This is a genomic window from Actinomadura macrotermitis (genome assembly GCF_009604375.1).
Lineage (GTDB): Bacteria > Actinomycetota > Actinomycetes > Streptosporangiales > Streptosporangiaceae > Spirillospora > Spirillospora macrotermitis.
In genome coordinates this window covers 247,824-266,016 of sequence record NZ_WEGH01000001.1, presented here as the reverse complement: position 1 = coordinate 266,016, position 18,193 = coordinate 247,824, and the positions used below count along the sequence as shown (strand labels likewise).

Annotated in this window: 17 protein-coding genes; 13 read left to right on the top strand and 4 right to left on the bottom strand. The window is 73.5% G+C overall.

Annotated elements, in window-relative coordinates:
• Positions 1–7 precede the first annotated feature (7 nt).
• The 5 genes from aroH (at position 8) to ACRB68_RS01085 (ending at position 4,071) form a co-directional block, all read left to right on the top strand.
• Positions 8–370 (top strand): chorismate mutase, encoded by a 363-nt coding sequence (aroH, locus tag ACRB68_RS01105; protein WP_328593579.1) that lies wholly within the window; start codon positions 8–10, stop codon positions 368–370.
• Between the two features lie 55 nt (positions 371–425).
• Entirely contained in the window at positions 426–1,517 is a 1,092-nt protein-coding gene (locus ACRB68_RS01100) for a prephenate dehydrogenase (RefSeq protein WP_328593578.1), read from the top strand.
• 126 nt (positions 1,518–1,643) lie between these two features.
• Positions 1,644–2,306: a (d)CMP kinase gene (cmk, locus tag ACRB68_RS01095; RefSeq protein WP_328593577.1), complete on the top strand. Its 663-nt coding sequence runs from the start codon at positions 1,644–1,646 to the stop codon at positions 2,304–2,306.
• The gene (gene der / locus ACRB68_RS01090) at positions 2,303–3,691 is read left to right on the top strand and encodes a ribosome biogenesis GTPase Der (protein ID WP_328593576.1); all 1,389 of its coding nucleotides are present in this window, start codon (positions 2,303–2,305) and stop codon (positions 3,689–3,691) included. The genes cmk and der overlap by 4 nt, the downstream gene beginning before the upstream one ends.
• A 179-nt stretch (positions 3,692–3,870) precedes the next feature.
• A complete protein-coding gene (locus ACRB68_RS01085; protein WP_328593575.1) occupies positions 3,871–4,071 on the top strand; it encodes a hypothetical protein in 201 nt (66 codons plus the stop codon).
• A gap of 3 nt (positions 4,072–4,074) precedes the next feature.
• Here the strand turns inward: ACRB68_RS01085 and ACRB68_RS01080 are convergent, their stop codons facing one another.
• Together ACRB68_RS01080 and ACRB68_RS01075 are read right to left on the bottom strand one after the other, a co-directional pair.
• On the bottom strand, positions 4,075–4,773 hold the full coding sequence (locus ACRB68_RS01080) for a hypothetical protein (RefSeq protein WP_153530455.1): 699 nt from the start codon (positions 4,771–4,773) through the stop codon (positions 4,075–4,077).
• A 43-nt stretch (positions 4,774–4,816) separates the two neighbouring features.
• On the bottom strand, positions 4,817–5,884 hold the full coding sequence (locus ACRB68_RS01075) for an alpha/beta hydrolase (protein ID WP_235958689.1): 1,068 nt from the start codon (positions 5,882–5,884) through the stop codon (positions 4,817–4,819).
• Between the two features lie 174 nt (positions 5,885–6,058).
• On the opposite strand from ACRB68_RS01075, the gene ACRB68_RS01070 reads away from it, so the two are divergent.
• From ACRB68_RS01070 to soxR, 8 genes are all read left to right on the top strand, one after another.
• Positions 6,059–6,457 (top strand): TOBE domain-containing protein, encoded by a 399-nt coding sequence (locus ACRB68_RS01070; protein WP_194293280.1) that lies wholly within the window; start codon positions 6,059–6,061, stop codon positions 6,455–6,457.
• Positions 6,458–6,476: 19 nt separating this feature from the next.
• Positions 6,477–7,235 carry a molybdate ABC transporter substrate-binding protein gene (gene modA, locus ACRB68_RS01065; RefSeq protein ID WP_153532110.1) on the top strand — a complete coding sequence of 253 codons (759 nt, stop codon included), beginning with the start codon at positions 6,477–6,479 and terminating at the stop codon, positions 7,233–7,235.
• Positions 7,232–8,038, top strand: coding sequence for an ABC transporter permease (locus ACRB68_RS01060; protein WP_153530452.1), 807 nt, complete (start codon positions 7,232–7,234; stop codon positions 8,036–8,038). Before modA ends, ACRB68_RS01060 begins: the two co-directional genes overlap by 4 nt.
• Complete coding sequence (locus ACRB68_RS01055) at positions 8,035–9,078, top strand: ABC transporter ATP-binding protein (RefSeq protein WP_328593574.1); 1,044 nt, start codon at positions 8,035–8,037, stop codon at positions 9,076–9,078. Before ACRB68_RS01060 ends, ACRB68_RS01055 begins: the two co-directional genes overlap by 4 nt.
• 176 nt (positions 9,079–9,254) lie before the next feature.
• The gene (locus ACRB68_RS01050; protein ID WP_328593573.1) at positions 9,255–11,072 is read left to right on the top strand and encodes a phosphoenolpyruvate carboxykinase (GTP); all 1,818 of its coding nucleotides are present in this window, start codon (positions 9,255–9,257) and stop codon (positions 11,070–11,072) included.
• A 150-nt stretch (positions 11,073–11,222) separates the two neighbouring features.
• Positions 11,223–13,763, top strand: coding sequence for an ATP-dependent Clp protease ATP-binding subunit (locus ACRB68_RS01045; protein ID WP_328593572.1), 2,541 nt, complete (start codon positions 11,223–11,225; stop codon positions 13,761–13,763).
• A complete protein-coding gene (locus ACRB68_RS01040; RefSeq protein ID WP_153530451.1) occupies positions 13,756–14,328 on the top strand; it encodes an HdeD family acid-resistance protein in 573 nt (190 codons plus the stop codon). Before ACRB68_RS01045 ends, ACRB68_RS01040 begins: the two co-directional genes overlap by 8 nt.
• A 49-nt stretch (positions 14,329–14,377) precedes the next feature.
• A complete protein-coding gene (soxR, locus tag ACRB68_RS01035) occupies positions 14,378–14,944 on the top strand; it encodes a redox-sensitive transcriptional activator SoxR (protein ID WP_153530450.1) in 567 nt (188 codons plus the stop codon).
• Here soxR and ACRB68_RS01030 read toward each other — a convergent pair whose 3' ends face one another.
• The gene (locus tag ACRB68_RS01030; protein WP_328593571.1) at positions 14,945–17,329 is read right to left on the bottom strand and encodes a glycoside hydrolase family 65 protein; all 2,385 of its coding nucleotides are present in this window, start codon (positions 17,327–17,329) and stop codon (positions 14,945–14,947) included.
• Positions 17,326–18,078 carry an HAD family hydrolase gene (locus ACRB68_RS01025; protein ID WP_153530449.1) on the bottom strand — a complete coding sequence of 251 codons (753 nt, stop codon included), beginning with the start codon at positions 18,076–18,078 and terminating at the stop codon, positions 17,326–17,328. The genes ACRB68_RS01030 and ACRB68_RS01025 overlap by 4 nt, the downstream gene beginning before the upstream one ends.
• Between the last annotated feature and the right edge of the window lie 115 nt (positions 18,079–18,193).

Sequence of the window (18,193 nt, the reverse complement as noted above, 5' to 3'; positions counted from 1 at the left end):
GACGACTGTGGCGGTACGGGCGGTTCGAGGGGCGACGCAGGTCGAGGCCGACGACCGGGACCAGATCCTGGAGGCGACGACCGAGCTGGTCGCCGAGGTGATGGCGCGCAACGCGCTGACCACCGACGATGTGATCAGCGTGGTCTTCACCGCGACGCCCGACCTCACCGCGGAGTTCCCCGCCCTGGCCGCCCGCAAGCTCGGCTTCCACGAGGTCCCGCTGCTCTGCGCATCGGAGATCGGGGTGCCGCACGCGCTGCCCCGGGTGATCCGGCTGATGGCGCACATCGAGACCGACCGGCCGCGCGCGCAGGTCCAGCACGTCTACCTGCGCGGCGCGACCGCGCTGCGGCTGGACATCGCCCAGTAGCCGCGGCCCGCGCCTCCCGGCGGGTGGCGGCCCGCCGGGCCGCTACCCTTGTCGGGTGGCTGAAAAGGGCGTTCTGGAGCGTGTGGTCGTCGTCGGCACCGGGCTGATCGGGACCTCGATCGCGCTGGCGCTGCGCGGGCACGGCGTCGAGGTGCTGCTGACCGACCGCGACCAGGCCGCGCTGGCCATGGCGGTCGAGCTCGGCGCGGGCACCGCGCTGCCGGACGGCGCCGCGGCCGGCCCCGCCGACCTGGCGGTGCTGGCGGTGCCGCCCGCCGCCGTCGCGGTCACCCTGCTGGACGCGCAGAAGCGCGGCCTGGCCACCGCCTACACCGACGTCGCCAGTGTCAAGGCGCTGCCGCTGGCGCAGGCCGCCGAGCTCGGCTGCGACCTGTCGTCCTACGTGGCGGGCCACCCGCTGGCCGGCCGGGAGCGCTCCGGCCCGGCCGCCGCCCGCGGCGACCTGTTCCTCGGCCGCCCCTGGGCGCTCTGCCCGGCCCCGGGGGCCGCGCCGGACGCGGTCGCCGCCGTCACCGCGCTCGCCGAGACGTGCGGCGCGCAGCCGGTGACCGTGGACGCCGCCGAGCACGACCGCGCCGTCGCGCTGGTCTCGCACGCCCCGCACGTGGTGTCGGCCGCGGTCGCGGCCCGGCTGACCGGCGCCGACGACACCGCGCTCGGCCTGGCCGGGCAGGGCGTGCGCGACGTCACCCGGATCGCCGCCAGCGACCCGCGGCTGTGGATCGGCATCCTGTCGGCCAACGCCGCGCCGGTCGCCGACGTGCTGGAGGCCGTCGCCACCGACCTGGCCGTCGCCGCCTCGCTGCTGCGCGACGGCAGCGAGGGCGCCGCCGCGCACGTCGCCGACCTGCTGCTGCGCGGCAACGCCGGGCGGGCCCGCATCCCGGGCAAGCACGGCGCGGCGCAGAAGGCCTACGCCACGGTGACCGTGGTCATCCCCGACCGCCCCGGCGAGCTGGCGATGATCTTCCAGGCGGCCGGCATCGCGGGCGTCAACATCGAGGACGTCACCATCGAGCACTCGCCCGGCCGCCCGGTCGGCGCGCTGGAGCTGGCGGTCGCGCCCGAGGCCGCCGAGACCCTGGCCGCCGAGCTGCGCGCCCGCGGCTGGTCGGTGCCGGGCTGACCGGTCCGCCCCGGCGAAACCGTGATCGGGGGCTCCGGGCGCCCGGTAACCTGGAGCGTTGGGGCACGTTCGCGGGGGCGCCCGCCCTGTCATGCCCGCCGAAAGCAACTGGGAAAGGGAGCGATCGTGCCGCTCGTCATCGCCATGGACGGCCCCTCCGGGTCGGGTAAGTCCAGCGCGTCCAAGGGCGTCGCCCGGGCGCTCGGGCTGCGCTACCTCGACACCGGCGCCATGTACCGCGCCATGACCTGGTGGATGCTGGAGCACGGCGTCCCGGTGGAGGACGCCGAGGCCGTCGCGGCGCGGGCGGCCGAGCCGGTGCTGGAGTCGGGCACCGACCCCGACAGCCCCACGATCGTGGTGGACGGCACCGACGTGTCGGCGCCGATCCGCACCCGGCAGGTCACCAACGCCGTCAGCGCCGTCTCGGCGGTGCCGGCGGTCCGGGCGCGGCTGGTCGCCCGGCAGCGTGAGATCATCGGGGCGGGGGGCATCGTGGTGGAGGGCCGCGACATCGGCACCGTCGTGGTCCCGGACGCCGCGGTGAAGGTCTACCTCACCGCGAGCGAGGAGGCGCGTGCCGCGCGCCGCGCCAAGGACCTGGCCGCCGACCCCGCCGCCTCGGTGAGCGTCACCCAGGCCGAGCAGGCCCGCCGGGACCGGCTCGACTCCACCCGTAAGGCGTCACCGCTGACCAAGGCGGCGGACGCACATGAGATCGACTCGACCGAGCTCAGCCTCGGCGAGGTCATCGAGGCGGTCGTCCGCCTCGCGAAAGAGCAGACGTGAGCGAATACGACTTCGATACATCCACCCTGACCGATGCCGAGGCGGCGGCCGTCGACGCGGCGCCCGCGCCGGTGGTGGCGGTGGTGGGCCGGCCGAACGTCGGCAAGTCGACCCTGGTCAACCGGATCATCGGCCGCCGTGAGGCGGTCGTGGAGGACGTGCCGGGGGTGACCCGCGACCGCGTCGCCTACGACGCGACCTGGGCCGGGCGCCGCTTCACCGTCGTGGACACCGGCGGCTGGCTGCCCGACGAGACCGGCCTGGCCGCCGCGATCGCCGAGCAGGCCCGCCTGGCGGTGGACCTGGCCGACGTGGTCATGTTCGTGGTGGACGCCACCGTGGGCGCGACCGACGTCGACGAGGCCGTGGTGGAGATCCTGCGCCGCTCGGGCAAGCCGGTGGTGCTGGTCGCCAACAAGGTCGACGACGTGGCCGCCGAGTCCGACGCCGCGGCCCTGTGGTCGCTCGGCATCGGCGAGCCGTACCCGGTGAGCGCGCTGCACGGCCGCAGCAGCGGCGACCTGCTGGACGCGGTGCTGGCGGCGCTGCCCGAGGAGGCCCCGGCCGAGACGTTCGAGGAGGCCGGCGGCCCGCGCCGGGTCGCGCTGCTCGGCCGCCCGAACGTCGGCAAGTCCAGCCTGCTGAACAAGCTGGCGGGGGAGAACCGCGCCGTCGTCGACTCGGTCGCGGGCACCACCCGCGACCCGATCGACGAGGAGATCGAGCTCGGCGGGAAGGTGTGGCGGTTCATCGACACCGCCGGCATCCGCCGCCGGCACCGCGAGAACCAGGGCGCCGACTTCTACGCCACGCTGCGCACCCAGTCGGCGCTGGAGCGCGCCGAGGTCGCGGTGGTGCTGGTCGACGCCGACGAGCCGATGGCCGAGCAGGACCTGCGGATCATCTCCATGGTGATCGAGTCCGGCCGCGCCCTGGTCATCGCCTACAACAAGTGGGACCTGCTGGACGAGGAGCGTCGCCACTACCTGGAGCGCGAGATCGACCGGCAGCTGCACAACGCGCGCTGGGCGCCCCGGGTGAACATCTCCGCCAAGACCGGCCGGCACATGGAGAAGCTCGTGCCGGGCCTGGAGACGGCGCTGGAGGGCTGGGGCACCCGGGTGCCGACGTCCAAGCTGAACCAGTTCTTCGCCGACCTGGTCAACTCCCACCCGCACCCGATCCGCGGCGGCAAGCAGCCCAAGATCCTGTTCGCCACCCAGGCGGGCGTGCGCCCGCCCCGGTTCGTGCTGTTCACCTCGGGGTTCCTGGAGGAGGGCTACCGCCGGTTCATCGAGCGGCGGCTGCGCGAGGAGTTCGGCTTCGAGGGCACTCCGCTCGACATCACCATGAAGATCCGCGAGAAGCGGGGCAAGAAGAAGTAGCGCCCGCGCATGCGCACGGCCCGCCCGGGAGTCTTCCCGTGGCGGGCCGCGGCGTGTCAGGATGCGAACGGGAGAGATCTGTAAGCTCTCCCTTACTCGTTGCCCCGGCAACGGGCGCAGGGTCCAGTGCAGGGGTGACCGGTCCGCCGGCATCGGGGCGCGTGGTCGAGGGGTGCGACGTGAAGCTCTTGTTCCTTCTTGCGGTCGCGGGGGTCTGCCTGACCCTCAGCTTCGTCTGGCGGGAGCCGTGGATCGGCGGCGTCGGCCTGCTGGTCGCGTTCGCGGCGATGTTCACCGACCGCGACGACGTGCACGACGACGACAAGAGCAGTTACGAGACCACCAAGAGCGTGCGCAACATGAGGTCCCGCAACCGCTGACGCTCACCCTCGCTCGCCGTGCTCGCCGGCGACGTGCCGGTCCTGCGGGCCGCCCTGCGGCGGGACCTGGCCCTGGCGGCCGTAACGTCCCTGCAGGCGGGCGAGCGGCTGGGTGCGGCCCTCCGGCCGGCCGTGGGCCGTCCGGTCGATGTCGGGCCGGGTGTCGGCCGTCCGCGGCGCGAACAGGTCGGGCCGCTCCTCCACGTGCGGCTCCTCGGCCTCGGCGAGCTCCCGGTCGCGGCGCACCTCCTTGACGCCGACGACCGCGAACCGGCCGAGCGCGAGCGCGGCGAAGAACACGATCAGCACGCCGAGCGCGGTGAACCCGGCCAGCTGCTCGGCGACCTGCCGGCCCTGCTCGGTGCCGAGCGGCGCGCCGACGCCGGAGGCGTCCCACAGCGCGGCCACCTGCGGGCCGACGGCGAACCAGGCGCCGCCGAGCGCGGCCAGCCAGCCGCCCAGCATCGCGAACATGCGGTTGGCGCTGAACAGCACGATCAGCCCGCCGAGCGCCGCCGCTGCCCCCGGCGCGACGCACAGCTGGAGCCGGTCGGTGTTGTAGACCCACGTGCGGTCGGGCTGGAACCCGAAGTCCAGGTACGGGCCGACGAACGGCAGCAGGCCGCCCCAGGCTCCGAGCAGCACCAGGAGCGTCCCGCTGAGGACGCCGCGGGTGCGCGGTACGCGCTTGATCCCTGTCATGTCACTTTCCTCGAGGGCGAAGGAGTGAAGTTTTGTGACCCCTTTACCCGGCGGAATCGGGTCCAAGCGCCGGGGGAGCGCCGTCGTCGTCCGCCCGGGTGAACGCCTCGCGCACGAACCGGCCGAGCTCGGCGATGGACCGCCGGGACTCGGGCAGGAACGTCCCGAACATCTGGAACACGTGCACCTGGCGGTCCCAGACCTGCAGGGTGACCGGGACGCCGGCGGCGGCGAGCCGCCGCGCCATCTCCTCGGAGTCGCAGTAGAGCAGCTCGGTCGAACCGGCGGTGAGCAGCGTCGGCGGCAGCCCGGTCAGGTCCGCGCGGACCGGCGAGACCTTCGGGTCGGCCGCGTCCAGGTGCCCGACGAGCGCCTCCATCAGCCGCTCCAGCAGCGCGCCGGGGGCCGAGGGGTCCAGCTCCATGTTGGCGTGCGCGAGCTTGCCGGTCAGGTCCATGTCCAGCATGGGGGACAGGGCCGCCAGCGCGGCGGGCTGCGGCAGCCCCTCCTCGCGGGCGCGCAGCGCGGTGGCGAAGGTGAGGTAGCCGCCCGCCGAGTCGCCCATGACGACGATGTTCTCCGGCGGCGTCCCGCACTCCTCCAGCAGCCAGCGGTAGGCGGTGACGCAGTCGTCCACCTCCTTCTCGAAGGGGACGGCCGGGACCATCCGGTAGTCCACCGACAGCGCCGGCACCCCGGCGGCGGCGCTGAACCACGCCACCATCCGGCGGTGGGTGTTCAGGCCGCAGCAGACCCAGCCGCCGCCGTGCAGGTAGAGGATGACGCGCTCGCGGGAGCGCCCGACGCCGGGGCCGTGCACCCATTCGGCGCCGAACCCGGGGAAGGGGACGGAGCGGCAGTGCGTCCCGCGCGGCGGCCGGGCCCGCGCGGCGAGCCGGTCGAGGGCGGCGGCGCGGGCGAACGCCCTGTCGTCGACCGGCAGGGCGGCGACCTTGGCCAGGCGCGGCTGCAGGATGCGGCGGACTCCGGCGGCCACGGCACGGGAGCGCAGGCTGGCGGTCCCGCGCCGGTCGATGACCAGGGGCGTCGGCTGTGCCTGCGGCGGCTGTGCTTGCGGCGGCTGTGCTTGCGACGACTGTGCTTGCGGCAACGGTCCTCCTTGGGGCGGCGTCCGACGATGGTGGCATTCCGGCGCGTGAATTGGAATGAGGTTCGGTATCGGGTCGGCTGGAGCATCCGCCAGGGATGTCACGGTGGAACGGCCGCATATTCTGGGCAGATCTCCAGCTATGCCTGGCATGTGCGAGGGGCTAACCTGATCTTCGTGACGTCATTCCGGATCAGTGAGGCGGCCGCCCTGCTCGGGGTCAGCGCCGACACCGTCCGCCGCTGGGTCGACGGCGGCCGGCTGGCGGCCGAGCGCGACGAGCACGGCCACCGCATCGTGCCCGGCGCCGAGCTCGCCGCGTTCGTGCGCGCCCAGGCCGCGGGCGAGGGGGCCGAGGGCCGCTTCTCCTCCGCCCGCAACCGGATGCGCGGCATCGTCACCGCCGTGGTCCGCGACGGCGTGATGGCCCAGGTCGACATCCAGGCCGGGCCGTTCCGGATCGTGTCGCTGATGAGCCGCGAGGCCGCCGACGAGCTCGGCCTGGAGGTCGGCGTGGTCGCCGAGGCCGTCGTGAAGTCCACCACCGTCGTGGTCGAGCGCCCCGACTCCCCTTAGGAGAACCCCCTTGAAGCGCATGATGGCGGCCGCCGCGGCGGTGCTGACCCTCGCCGCGGCCGGCTGCGGCGACACCGGCGGGAAGAGGGACGGCGGCGGGGGCGCGAAGACGCTGACCGTCTTCGCCGCCGCGTCCCTCACCGAGTCCTTCACCGCCCTCGGCCGGTCCTTCGAGGGCACGCACCCCGGCGTGAAGGTCCGGTTCAACTTCGGCGGCAGCTCCGCCCTCGCCCAGCAGATCACCCAGGGCGCGCCCGCCGACGTGTTCGCGGCCGCCAGCCCGGCGACGATGAAGACCGTCACCGACGGCGGCGCCGCGTCCGGGCAGCCGCAGGTGTTCGCCAAGAACCGGCTGGTCATCGCCGTGCCGCCGCAGGACCCGGGCAAGGTCGCCAAGCTCGCCGACCTGGCGAGGCCGGGGCTGAAGGTCGTGCTGTGCGCCGAGCAGGTGCCGTGCGGCGCCGCCGCCGAGAAGGCGCTCGCGGCGGCGGGCGTCAGGGTGAAGCCCGCCTCGCAGGAGCAGGACGTCAAGGCCGTGCTGACCAAGGTCCGGCTCGGCGAGGCCGACGCCGGGCTCGTCTACCGCACCGACGCCAAGGCCGCGGCCGCGCAGGTCAAGGGCATCGAGTTCGCCGAGTCGGCCAAGGCGGTCAACGACTACCCGATCGCCGCGCTCGCCAAGGCGCCGCAGCCCGCGCTCGCCCGCCAGTTCGTCGGGCTCGTTCTGTCCGGCCAGGGCAGGACGGCGCTGACCGGGGCGGGCTTCGAGAGCCCATGACCACGCGCGACGCGGACCGGCCGCCCGGCAGGCCGCCCTGGATCCTGGTGCTGCCCGCCCTGACCGGGCTGGTGTTCCTGGTCCTGCCGCTGGCCGGGCTGCTGGTCCGCGCGCCGTGGTCCACCCTCGGCACCCGCCTCGCCGAGCCGCAGGTGCTGGAGGCGCTCCGCCTGTCGCTGGTGAGCGCCACCCTCGCCACCGTCCTCTGCCTGCTGTTCGGGGTGCCGCTCGCCTGGGTGCTGGCGCGGGTGCGGCTGCCGGGGATGCGGCTCGTGCGCGCGCTGGTCACCGTCCCGCTGGTGCTGCCGCCCGTCGTCGGCGGCGTGGCGCTGCTGCTCGCGCTCGGCCGCCGCGGCCTGGCCGGCCGGTGGCTGGAGGCCGCCTTCGGGATCAGCCTGCCCTTCACCACCGCCGGGGTGGTGCTCGCCGAGACGTTCGTCGCGATGCCGTTCCTGGTGATCAGCGTGGAAGGCGCGCTGCGCGCCGCCGACCTGCGGCTGGAGGAGGCCGCCGCGACCCTCGGCGCGTCCCGCTGGACGATCTTCCGCCGGGTGACGCTGCCGCTGGTCGCGCCCGGCGTCGCGGCGGGCGCGGTGCTGTGCTGGGCCCGCGCGCTCGGCGAGTTCGGCGCCACGATCACCTTCGCGGGCAACTTCCCCGGCCGCACCCAGACCATGCCGCTCGCGGTCTACCTCGCCCTGGAGACCGACCCGCAGGCCGCGATCGTGCTCAGCCTGGTGCTGCTCGCGGTCTCGGTGGTCGTGCTGGCCGCGCTCCGCGACCGCTGGACGGGGGCATCGTGAGGAAGGGCCTGGACGCGCGGGTGGTGGTGCGGCGCGGCGCCTTCGACCTGGACCTGGCGCTCGCCGCCGAGCCCGGCGAGGTCGTCGCGCTGCTCGGCCCGAACGGCGCCGGCAAGAGCACCGCGCTGCGCGCCCTGGCGGGCCTGGTCCCGATGGCGGGCGGGCACGTGCGGGTGGACGGCGCCGACCTGCGCCCGCTGCCGCCCGAACGGCGCGGCATCGGCATGGTCTTCCAGGACTACCTGCTGTTCCCGCACCTCAGCGCCCTGGACAACGTCGCCTTCGGGCCGCGCTGCCAGGGCGAGCGCAAGGCCGCGGCGCGCCGCCGCGCCGCGGAGTGGCTGGCCCGGGTCGGGCTCGCCGAGCACGCCTCGTCCCGGCCGCGGGCCCTGTCGGGCGGCCAGGCGCAGCGCGTCGCGCTCGCCCGCGCCCTGGCGGTGGAGCCGAGGCTGCTGCTGCTCGACGAGCCGCTGGCGGCGCTGGACGCGCACACCCGGCTGGAGATCCGCGCCGCCCTCGGCCGCCACCTGGCCGGGTTCGGCGGCGCGGCGGTGCTGGTCACCCACGACCCGCTGGACGCGATGGTGCTCGCCGACCGGATCGTGGTGGTCGAGCGGGGCCGGCTCGTCCAGCAGGGCCCGCCCGCCGAGGTCGCGCGGCGGCCCCGCACCGACTACGTGGCCCGGCTGGTCGGCCTGAACCTCTACCGGGGCCGGGCGGACGGCCACACCGTGGTGCTAGAGGAAGGTCACCGGCTCGACACCGTGGACTCACTGCAGGGTGAGGTTTTCCTCGCCTTCTCGCCGGACGCGGTGGCGCTGTACCGGTCCAGGCCGGACGGCAGCCCGCGCAATCTCTGGCAGGCCACGATCGGCGCGGTCGAGCGGCGGGGGGACCGGGTGCGGATCCGGCTCGACGGACCGCCGTTCACCGCCGCCGCGGACGTCACTCCCGGCGCGGTCGCGGAACTGCGCCTGACCGAGGGCAGCCGGGTGTGGGCCGCGGTGAAGGCCACCGAAACGCGCGTTTATCCAGCTTGAGCCTGCGCGGCCCGGAGTGCCGCGCGGCCCCGCCGAACAGGACTTTTCGCGTGACATCAATCACAAATGGGTGTGAGAGGTCCCAAATCTGGGACCGATTGGTCCAGACCAAATGGCAAAGACGTTCGCTTTTGTTCATGATGCAAAGATCCTGCGAACAGCTGAAGGAGTAGCCCGTGTCCAACCAGATCCCCGGCCTCGACCAGGCCCCGACCAGTCACACCGAACTCATCGACTGGGTGCGTGGGATCGCCGAGCTGACGCGGCCCGACCGGATCGAGTGGTGTGACGGCTCCGAGGCCGAGTGGGAGCGCCTGACCGGCCTCCTCGTGGAGCAGGGCACGTTCAAACGCCTGGACTCCGCCAAGCGCCCGAACAGCTTCTACGCCGCCTCCGACCCGAGCGACGTGGCGCGAGTAGAGGACCGCACCTACATCTGCTCCGAGAACGAGGCGGACGCGGGCCCGACCAACAACTGGATCGCGCCCGACAAGATGCGTGCCACCTTCTCCGAGCTCTTCGCCGGCTGTATGAAGGGCCGCACCATGTACGTGGTGCCGTTCTGCATGGGCCCGCTCGGCGGCAACATCTCCCAGCTCGGCGTGGAGATCACCGACTCCCCCTACGTCGTGGTCTCGATGAAGATCATGACCCGGATGGGCGAGGGCGCGCTGCGCCTCATCGAGGAGCGCGGCCAGTTCGTCAAGGCCGTCCACTCCGTCGGCGCCCCGCTGGAGCCCGGCCAGGCCGACGTGCCGTGGCCGTGCAGCTCCACCAAGTACATCTCGCACTTCCCCGAGACCCGCGAGATCTGGTCCTACGGGTCGGGCTACGGCGGCAACGCCCTGCTCGGCAAGAAGTGCTACGCGCTGCGCATCGCCTCGACCATGGCCCGCGACGAGGGCTGGATGGCCGAGCACATGCTCATCCTCAAGCTCACCCCGCCGCAGGGCGAGACCCGCTACGTCGCGGCCGCGTTCCCGTCGGCCTGCGGCAAGACCAACCTGGCCATGCTGGAGCCGACCATCCCGGGCTGGAAGGTCGAGACCATCGGCGACGACATCGCCTGGATGCGCTTCGGCGAGGACGGCCGCCTCTACGCCATCAACCCCGAGGCCGGCTTCTTCGGCGTCGCGCCCGGCACCGGCGCGGCCACCAACGCCAACGCGGTGAAGACGCTGTGGGGCAACAGCATCTTCACCAACGTCGCGCTGACCGACGACGGCGACGTGTGGTGGGAGGGCCTCACCGAGGAGCCCCCGGCGCACCTGACCGACTGGAAGGGCAACGACTGGACGCCCGGGTCGGGCACCCCGGCCGCGCACCCGAACGCCCGCTTCACCACCCCGGCCGGGCAGTGCCCGATCATCGCGCCGGAGTGGGAGGACCCCAAGGGCGTGCCGATCTCGGCGATCCTGTTCGGCGGCCGCCGCGCCTCGGCGGTCCCGCTGGTCACCGAGTCCTTCGACTGGCAGCAGGGCGTCTTCCTCGGCGCCAACGTCGCCTCGGAGAAGACCGCCGCCGCCGAGGGCACCGTCGGCGAGCTGCGCCGCGACCCGTTCGCCATGCTGCCGTTCTGCGGCTACAACATGGGCGACTACTTCGCGCACTGGCTGAAGATCGGCAAGTCCACCGACGCCGAGAAGCTGCCGCGGATCTACTACGTCAACTGGTTCCGCAAGAACGCCGACGGCAAGTTCATCTGGCCGGGCTTCGGCGAGAACAGCCGGGTGCTGAAGTGGATCGTGGACCGGCTGAACGGGCAGGCCGACGCCGTCAAGTCCCCGATCGGCCAGCTGCCGACCAAGGACGCCCTGGACACCGAGGGCCTGGACATCGACCCCGCCGACCTCGACACGCTGCTGTCGGTGGACACCGAGGTCTGGAAGCAGGAGGCCGCGCTGGTCCCCGGGCACTTCGAGACCTTCGGCGACCACCTGCCGAAGGAGCTGTGGGACGAGTACAACGCCCTGGTGAACCGCCTGGGCGAGTGACCTGACGCCGTCAGGCGCCGAACCGCGACGACCGCGGGGCCACCGGCCCCGCGGTCGTCGGTGTTCAGGGTTCTTTGTCCTTTTTGGTAGAACTCTTGGTCTTGTCAGCGGGGCCGCGCGGCTAGCAGTGAGGCAAGGGGGTTTCTCACTGTGACCAGCTCGCCATTCGGTTCCATGTTCAACGACCCGTTCCGGGGGTTCGAGTACCTGACCGGGCGCGTGTTCGGCGCGCCGGAGTCGTGGCCGCCGTCCTCGGGCGGCGTCCAGCGCGTCGACATCGGGCGCATGCTCAGCGAGAGCGGGCGGGAACTGGTCGGGCAGGCGCTGCACCGCGCCGGGGAGCGCGGCGCCGCCGACCTGGACGTCATCGACCTGCTCGGCGCCGCCGCCGAGACCGACCCCGCCCGCGGTCTGCTGAGCACGGCGGGCGCCGACCCGCACGGGCTGCTGGCCCGGATCGCCGACCTCACCGGCGCCGGCACGCCCGGCGAGACCCCGACGACGCTGACCCCGGCCGCCAAGCGCGCGCTGCTGGACTCCCAGCGGATCTCGCGCGCCCTGGAGGCCAGCTACATCGGCCCCGAGCACCTGCTGCTCGCGCTCGCCGCCAACCCCGACTCGCAGGCCTCCCGGCTGCTCGGCGCGCAGGGCGTGTCCGCCAACGAACTGCAGAGCGCGGTGCTGGCCGAGCCGGAACGGGCCGGCGGCGGCGTGCGCGCCGCGGGCGGGTCCACCCCGACGCTGGACGAGTACGGCCGCGACCTCACCGAGACCGCCCGCGACGGCGGCCTGGACCCGGTCGTCGGCCGCGAGGACGAGATCGAGCAGGCCATCGAGGTGCTGTCGCGGCGCACCAAGAACAACCCGTGCCTGATCGGCGAGCCGGGCGTCGGCAAGACCGCGATCGTGGAGGGCATCGCCCAGCGCATCGTCAACGGCGCGGTCCCCGAGACGCTGAAGGACAAGCGCGTCGTCGCGCTGGACCTCACCGGGATGGTCGCCGGGTCCAAGTACCGCGGCGAGTTCGAGGAGCGCATCAAGAAGGTCGTCGACGAGATCCGCGAGCACTCCGACGAGCTGGTGATCTTCATCGACGAGGTGCACACCCTGGTCGGCGCGGGCGCCGCCGAGGGCGGCATGGACGCCGCCAACATCCTCAAGCCCGCGCTCGCCCGCGGCGAGCTGCACGTCATCGCGGCCACCACGATCGACGAGTACCGCCGCAACATCGAGAAGGACGCGGCGCTGGAGCGGCGCTTCCAGCCGGTCCTGGTGCCCGAGCCGTCGGTGGAGGACACCGTCCAGATCCTGGCCGGGCTGCGCGACGCCTACGAGGCGCACCACCAGGTCCGCGTCACCGACGACGCGCTCGACGCCGCCGCGCGGATGTCGCACCGCTACATCTCCGACCGGTTCCTGCCCGACAAGGCGATCGACCTGATGGACCAGGCCGCCGCGCGCGTCCGGCTGCGCTCGCTGGCGCCCGACCAGGGCGCGCGCGAGCTGGAGCAGCGGCTGGACGCGCTGCACCGCGACAAGGACCAGGCGATCGCGAGCGAGAACTACGACCGCGCCAAGGAGCTGCGCGCCGAGATCGAGCGGCTGCGGCCCGAGCTGGAGGCGGCCCGGCACGGCCAGGACGACGTGCCGCAGGTGACCGCGACCGACATCGCCGAGGTGGTGTCCAAGCGGACCGGCATCCCGGTCGCCCAGCTCACCGAGGAGGAGCGCGACCGGCTGCTGCGGCTGGAGGAGCACCTGCACGAGCGCGTCGTCGGGCAGGACGAGGCCGTCGGGCTGGTCGCCGAGGCCGTCCGCCGCGCCCGCGCCGGCCTCGGCGACCCCGACCGGCCGCAGGGCAGCTTCCTGTTCCTCGGCCCGACCGGCGTCGGCAAGACCGAGCTCGCGCGCGCCCTGGCCGACGTGCTGTTCGGCGGCACCGACCACATGGTCCGCGTCGACATGAGCGAGTACCAGGAGAAGCACACCGTCGCCCGGCTGATCGGCGCCCCGCCCGGCTACGTCGGCTACGAGGAGGCGGGCCAGCTCACCGAGGCGGTGCGGCGCCGCCCGCACAGCGTGGTCCTGCTCGACGAGATCGAGAAGGCCCACCCCGACGTGATGAACATCCTGCTGCAGATGCTCGACGACGGCCGGCTCACCGACGGCCAGGGCCGCACCGTCGACTTCAGCAACACCGTCGTCATCATGACCAGCAACATGGGCGCCCAGCTCATCCTGGACGCCGGCGAGGACAGCGACGAGCTGAACCAGCAGGTCATGGACCTGCTGATGCGCTCGCTGCCGCCCGAGCTGCTCAACCGGATCGACGAGACGGTGGTGTTCACCCGGCTGGACCGCGAGGAGCTGCGCCAGATCGTGGACCTGCTGCTCGGCAAGTCCCGGCAGCGCCTCGCCGGGCAGGGCGTGACGCTGACGGTCACCGACGCCGCCAAGGACCGGCTGGCCGCCAAGGGCTACCAGCCCGAGTTCGGCGCCCGCCCGCTCCGCCGCACCGTCCAGCGCGAGGTGGACAACCCGCTGTCGCGGATGCTGCTGAACGGGCAGATCAGCGAAGGCTCACAGGTGCGCCTGGACGCCGGCGAGGGCGACGACGCGCTCGCCATCGACGTCCAGGGCGGCGCACCCGCCACCGGCTCGGAGAACGGACAGGGAGACGAGCATGCTTGACACCATCACCCGCAACTGGTGGGTCCTCGCCCTGCGCGGCGCGTTCGCCATCCTCTTCGGCATCGTCGCCTGGATCTGGCCCGGCATCACCGTGTGGGCGCTGGTCGTGCTGTTCGGCGCCTACGCGCTGGTGGACGGCGTCATCGCGGTCGCCGGTGCGATCCGCGGCAGCGCCGGGGCGGGCGGGTCGCGCGGCTGGCTGGCGGTGTCGGGCGTCGCCGGCATCGTGCTCGGCCTCATGGCGCTGTTCTGGCCCGCCATGACCGGCCTGGCCCTGCTCATGCTGATCGCCGCCTGGGCCGTGGTCACCGGCGTCATGGAGATCGTCGCGGCGATCGCGATGCGCAAGGAGATCGAGGGGGAGTGGCTCTACGCCCTCACCGGCGCGGTCTCGGTGCTGTTCGGCGTGCTGCTGTTCATCTGGCCCGTCTCGGGCGCCCTCGCGGTCATCTGGATGATCGGCTTCTTCTCGATCCTGTTCGGCGCCATGATGATCGGCGCGGCGTTCCGGGTCCGCAAGCTGGGCGAACGCGCCTCCGCGCGGCAGCCGCACACCGCCGCCTAGGGGCCCGTGCCCGGGGCCCGCGCCGGGGGCGCGTGGGTAGCATGCGCCCATGACACGGCTGGAGTTCAGGGTGCAGGAGCTGACCGTCGGCCAGCTCGCCGAGCGGAGCGGGGTCGCGGTGTCGGCGCTGCACTTCTACGAGGCCAAGGGCCTGATCAGCAGCCGCCGCACGGCGGGCAACCAGCGCCGGTTCAGCCGCGACACGCTGCGCCGGGTGGCGTTCATCAAGGTGTCCCAGCGCGTCGGCATCCCGCTCGCCGACATCCGCGCGGCGCTCGCCACGCTGCCCGACGGCCGCACCCCGACGGTGGACGACTGGGCGCGGCTGTCGCAGACCTGGCGCGGCGAGCTGGACGCCCGGATCGCGCAGCTGGAGCGGCTGCGCGACGACCTCACCGACTGCATCGGCTGCGGCTGCCTGTCGATGAGCCGGTGCGCCCTCGCCAACCCCTACGACCGGCTCGGCGACGACGGGCCCGGCCCGCGCCGGCTGCTCGCCCCGCGCGACGCCCCCGCCGGCGACGAGGCCCGGACCGGCGACCGGGTCGGCGACCGGGCCGCGGACGAGGCCCCGTGCGGCTCCGGGGAGCCGTGCGTCCCCGCCGGGGGCCGCTGATCAGCGGCTCCGGTGCCGCGGGTCGACGCGCCGCGGCGCCGGCGCGCGCCCGGCTGGCTGGTGCGGCGGCTTCGGCGCGTCGATCTTGGGGATCGGCAGTTCGGCCGGCTCGCCCGCGAGCGAGACCACTTCGCCGTGGTGGTGCAGCTGCAGCGCGGGGCCGTCCAGCAGTTCGTAGACGGCGCTCTCGCCGGTGACGGTCACCTTGATCAGGCTGCCCCGGTAGCGCATCCGGAACGCCAGCCGGCTGATGCCGCCGGGCAGCCGCGGCGCGAACGTCAGCCGGCCGCCCCCGGCGCGCATCCCGCCGAACCCGGCGACCAGGCCGTTCCACGCCCCCGCCATCGAGGCGATGTGCAGGCCGTCGCGGGTGTTGCGGTTCAGGTCGTACAGGTCCAGCAGCGCGGTCTCGCCGAGGTAGTCGTGGGCCAGTTCCAGCAGCCCCACCTCGGCGGCGATCACCGCCTGCGTCTGCGCCGACAGCGAGGAGTCGCGCACCGTCAGCGCCTCGTAGTAGTCGAAGTCGCGGGCCTTCTGCTCGGGGGTGAACGCCTCGCCGCACAGGTGCAGCGCCAGGACCAGGTCGGCCTGCTTGACGACCTGCTTGCGGTACAGGTCGAAGTAAGGGAAGTTCAGCAGCAGCGGGTAGTCGTCCGGCTTCATCCCCGAGAAGTCCCAGAGGGCGTGGTTGGTGAACCCCTCGGACTGCGGGTGCACGCCGAGCCGGTCGTCGTAGGGCACCAGCATCGCCGCCGCCGCGTCCCGCCAGGACGCCGCCTCCTCGGCCGTCACCCCCATCCGCTCGGCGAGGTCGGGATGGCGCATCGCCATGTTGGCGGCCTCCTGGAGGTTCCGCCGCGCCATCAGGTTCGTGTAGACGTTGTTGTCCATCACCGCGCTGTACTCGTCGGGGCCGGTCACCCCGTCGATGCGGAAGACGCCCTCCACGTCGTGGTGGCCGAGGACGCGCCACAGCCGGGCGGTCTCCACCATCATCTCCAGCCCGACCTCGCGCTCGAACTCGCTGTCCTCGGTGGCGTCCACGTAGCGGACCACCGCGTCGGCGATGTCGGCGTTGATGTGGAACGCGGCGGTGCCGGCCGGCCAGTAGCCCGAGCACTCCTGGCCGCGGATCGTCCGCCACGGGAACGTCGCGCCGGCCAGCCCGAGCTGCTTGGCCCGCTCGCGCGCGAGCGGCAGCGTCATGTGCCGCCAGGCGAGCGCGTCGGCGGCGGCGGAGGGGTGGGTGTAGGTCAGCACGGGCAGCACGAACGTCTCGCTGTCCCAGAAGGTGTGACCGTCGTAGCCGGGGCCGGTGAGCCCCTTGGCGGGGATCATCCGGCGCTCGGCGCGCGCCCCGGCCTGCAAGATGTGGAACAGCCCGAACCGCACCGCCTGCTGGACCTCGGCGTCGCCGTCCACCTCGACGTCGGCGCCGTGCCAGAAGTCGTCCAGGAACCGGCGCTGCTCCTCCAGCAGGCCGTCCCAGCCGGTCTGCCGGGCCGCCGCGAGCGCCCCGATGACCTGGTCGTGCAGCGCCGGCCGGGACCGCCGGCTCGACCACCCGTACGCCAGGTACTTCACGATCCGCAGCTTCTGGCCGGGCTCCAGCCGGGTCGCGACCGTCATCCGGGCGACGTCGGGGACGCTCTCGGACTCGACCGAGATCGGGTCGGGGCCGTGCACCTCGTGGTCCATCGCGGCGGCGAGCCGCAGCCCGCTGTGCCGGGTGCGGTGCACCAGCACCTGCTTGGTGCCGCTGGCGACGTGCTCCTCGCCGACCAGCGGGGACGCCAGCACCGCCGACTGGCGCGGGTCGTCGGTGCCTGCGCCGGGCAGGTCCTCGTTGGCGACCAGCTCGGACTGCGCCACGATCCGGGCGGGCGCGTCCAGCGCCTCCACCTCGTAGCAGACCGCCGCGACGGCCCGCTGGGTGAGCGAGACCAGCCGGGTGCTGGTGACGCGCACCTTCTGCCCGGCGGGGGAGGTCCACTCCACCTCCCGGGTGAGCGTGCCCGCCCGCAGGTCCAGCACCCGCTCGTGGCGGTGCAGGGCGCCGTAGCGCACGTCGAACGGCTCGTCGTCGACCAGCAGCCGGATCAGCTTGCCGTTGGTGACGTTGATGACGGTCTGGCTCGACTCGGGATTGCCGTAGGCGATCTCGGCGTGCGGCAGCGGCCGCTGCTCGTAGAAGGAGTTGAGGTAGGTGCCGGGCAGCCCGTGCGGCTCGCCCTCGTCCAGGTTGCCGCGCATCCCGATATGGCCGTTGGACAGCGCGAACACCGACTCGCTCTGCGCCAGCCGGTCGAACCGCAGCTCCGGCTCGCGCACGCACCAGGGGTCGACGAGGTAGGACGGGTCGCGGATGTCCTCGGGGCCGTTCACGCGTCCCCCTTCAGCAGCTCCGACAGGTCGCCGACGACGACGTCGGCGCCGGACTCGGCCAGGCCCGCCGCCTGCGCGTCGCCGACCCGGTTGACGCCGACGACGTAGGCGAACCCGCCGGCGTGGCCGGCCCGCACGCCGGCCAGGGCGTCCTCGAACACCGCCGCCCGGTCCGCCGCGACGCCGACCTCCCGCGCCCCCTCCAGGAACATCGCCGGGTCGGGCTTGCCGGGCAGGTTCCGCTCCTGGGCGACGACGCCGTCGACCCGCGCGTCGAACAGGTCGGTGATGCCGACGGCCTTCAGCACCTGGGCGGTGTTGGCGCTGGAGGAGACCACCGCGGTCTTCAGCCCGGCCTTGCGGGCGGCGCGCACGTAGTCGATGGAGCCGTCGTAGGTCTGCACGCCCTTCTCCTCGATGAGCTTCAGCACCAGGGCGTTCTTGCGGTTGCCGAGGCCGTGGACGGTCTCGGCGTCCGGCGGGTCGTCCGGCGTGCCCTCGGGCAGCTCGATCCCGCGCGACTCCAGGAAGGAGCGGGTGCCGTCCTCGCGGCGCTTGCCGTCGACGTAGGTCCCGTAGTCGGCGACGGGGTCGAACGGGGTGAAGGGCTCCCCGGTCCGCTCGGCCCGCGCGCGCAGGAACTCGTCGAACATCTGCTTCCACGCGGCGGCGTGCACCGCGGCGGTACGGGTCAGCACCCCGTCGAGGTCGAACAGGCACGCCTCGACCTCATCCGGCAGTCCCAGCATCGCTCCTCTTCCGTTCGTCGTGTCCCAACGATCGGACGTCTTCCCGCCTGGGGCAAGGCCATGCGCGCGCGGATCACCCGAACGGCGAAAGATCCATGCGCGTATCACCTGGGTA

Coding starts and splice junctions, on each gene's coding strand:
- ACRB68_RS01080 (WP_153530455.1), bottom strand. CDS start 4,773: ATGACAGGGATCAAGCGCGTACCGCGCACCCGCGGCGTCCTCAGCGGG.
- modA (WP_153532110.1), top strand. CDS start 6,477: ATGATGGCGGCCGCCGCGGCGGTGCTGACCCTCGCCGCGGCCGGCTGC.
- ACRB68_RS01060 (WP_153530452.1), top strand. CDS start 7,232: ATGACCACGCGCGACGCGGACCGGCCGCCCGGCAGGCCGCCCTGGATC.
- ACRB68_RS01040 (WP_153530451.1), top strand. CDS start 13,756: ATGCTTGACACCATCACCCGCAACTGGTGGGTCCTCGCCCTGCGCGGC.
- soxR (WP_153530450.1), top strand. CDS start 14,378: ATGACACGGCTGGAGTTCAGGGTGCAGGAGCTGACCGTCGGCCAGCTC.
- ACRB68_RS01025 (WP_153530449.1), bottom strand. CDS start 18,078: ATGCTGGGACTGCCGGATGAGGTCGAGGCGTGCCTGTTCGACCTCGAC.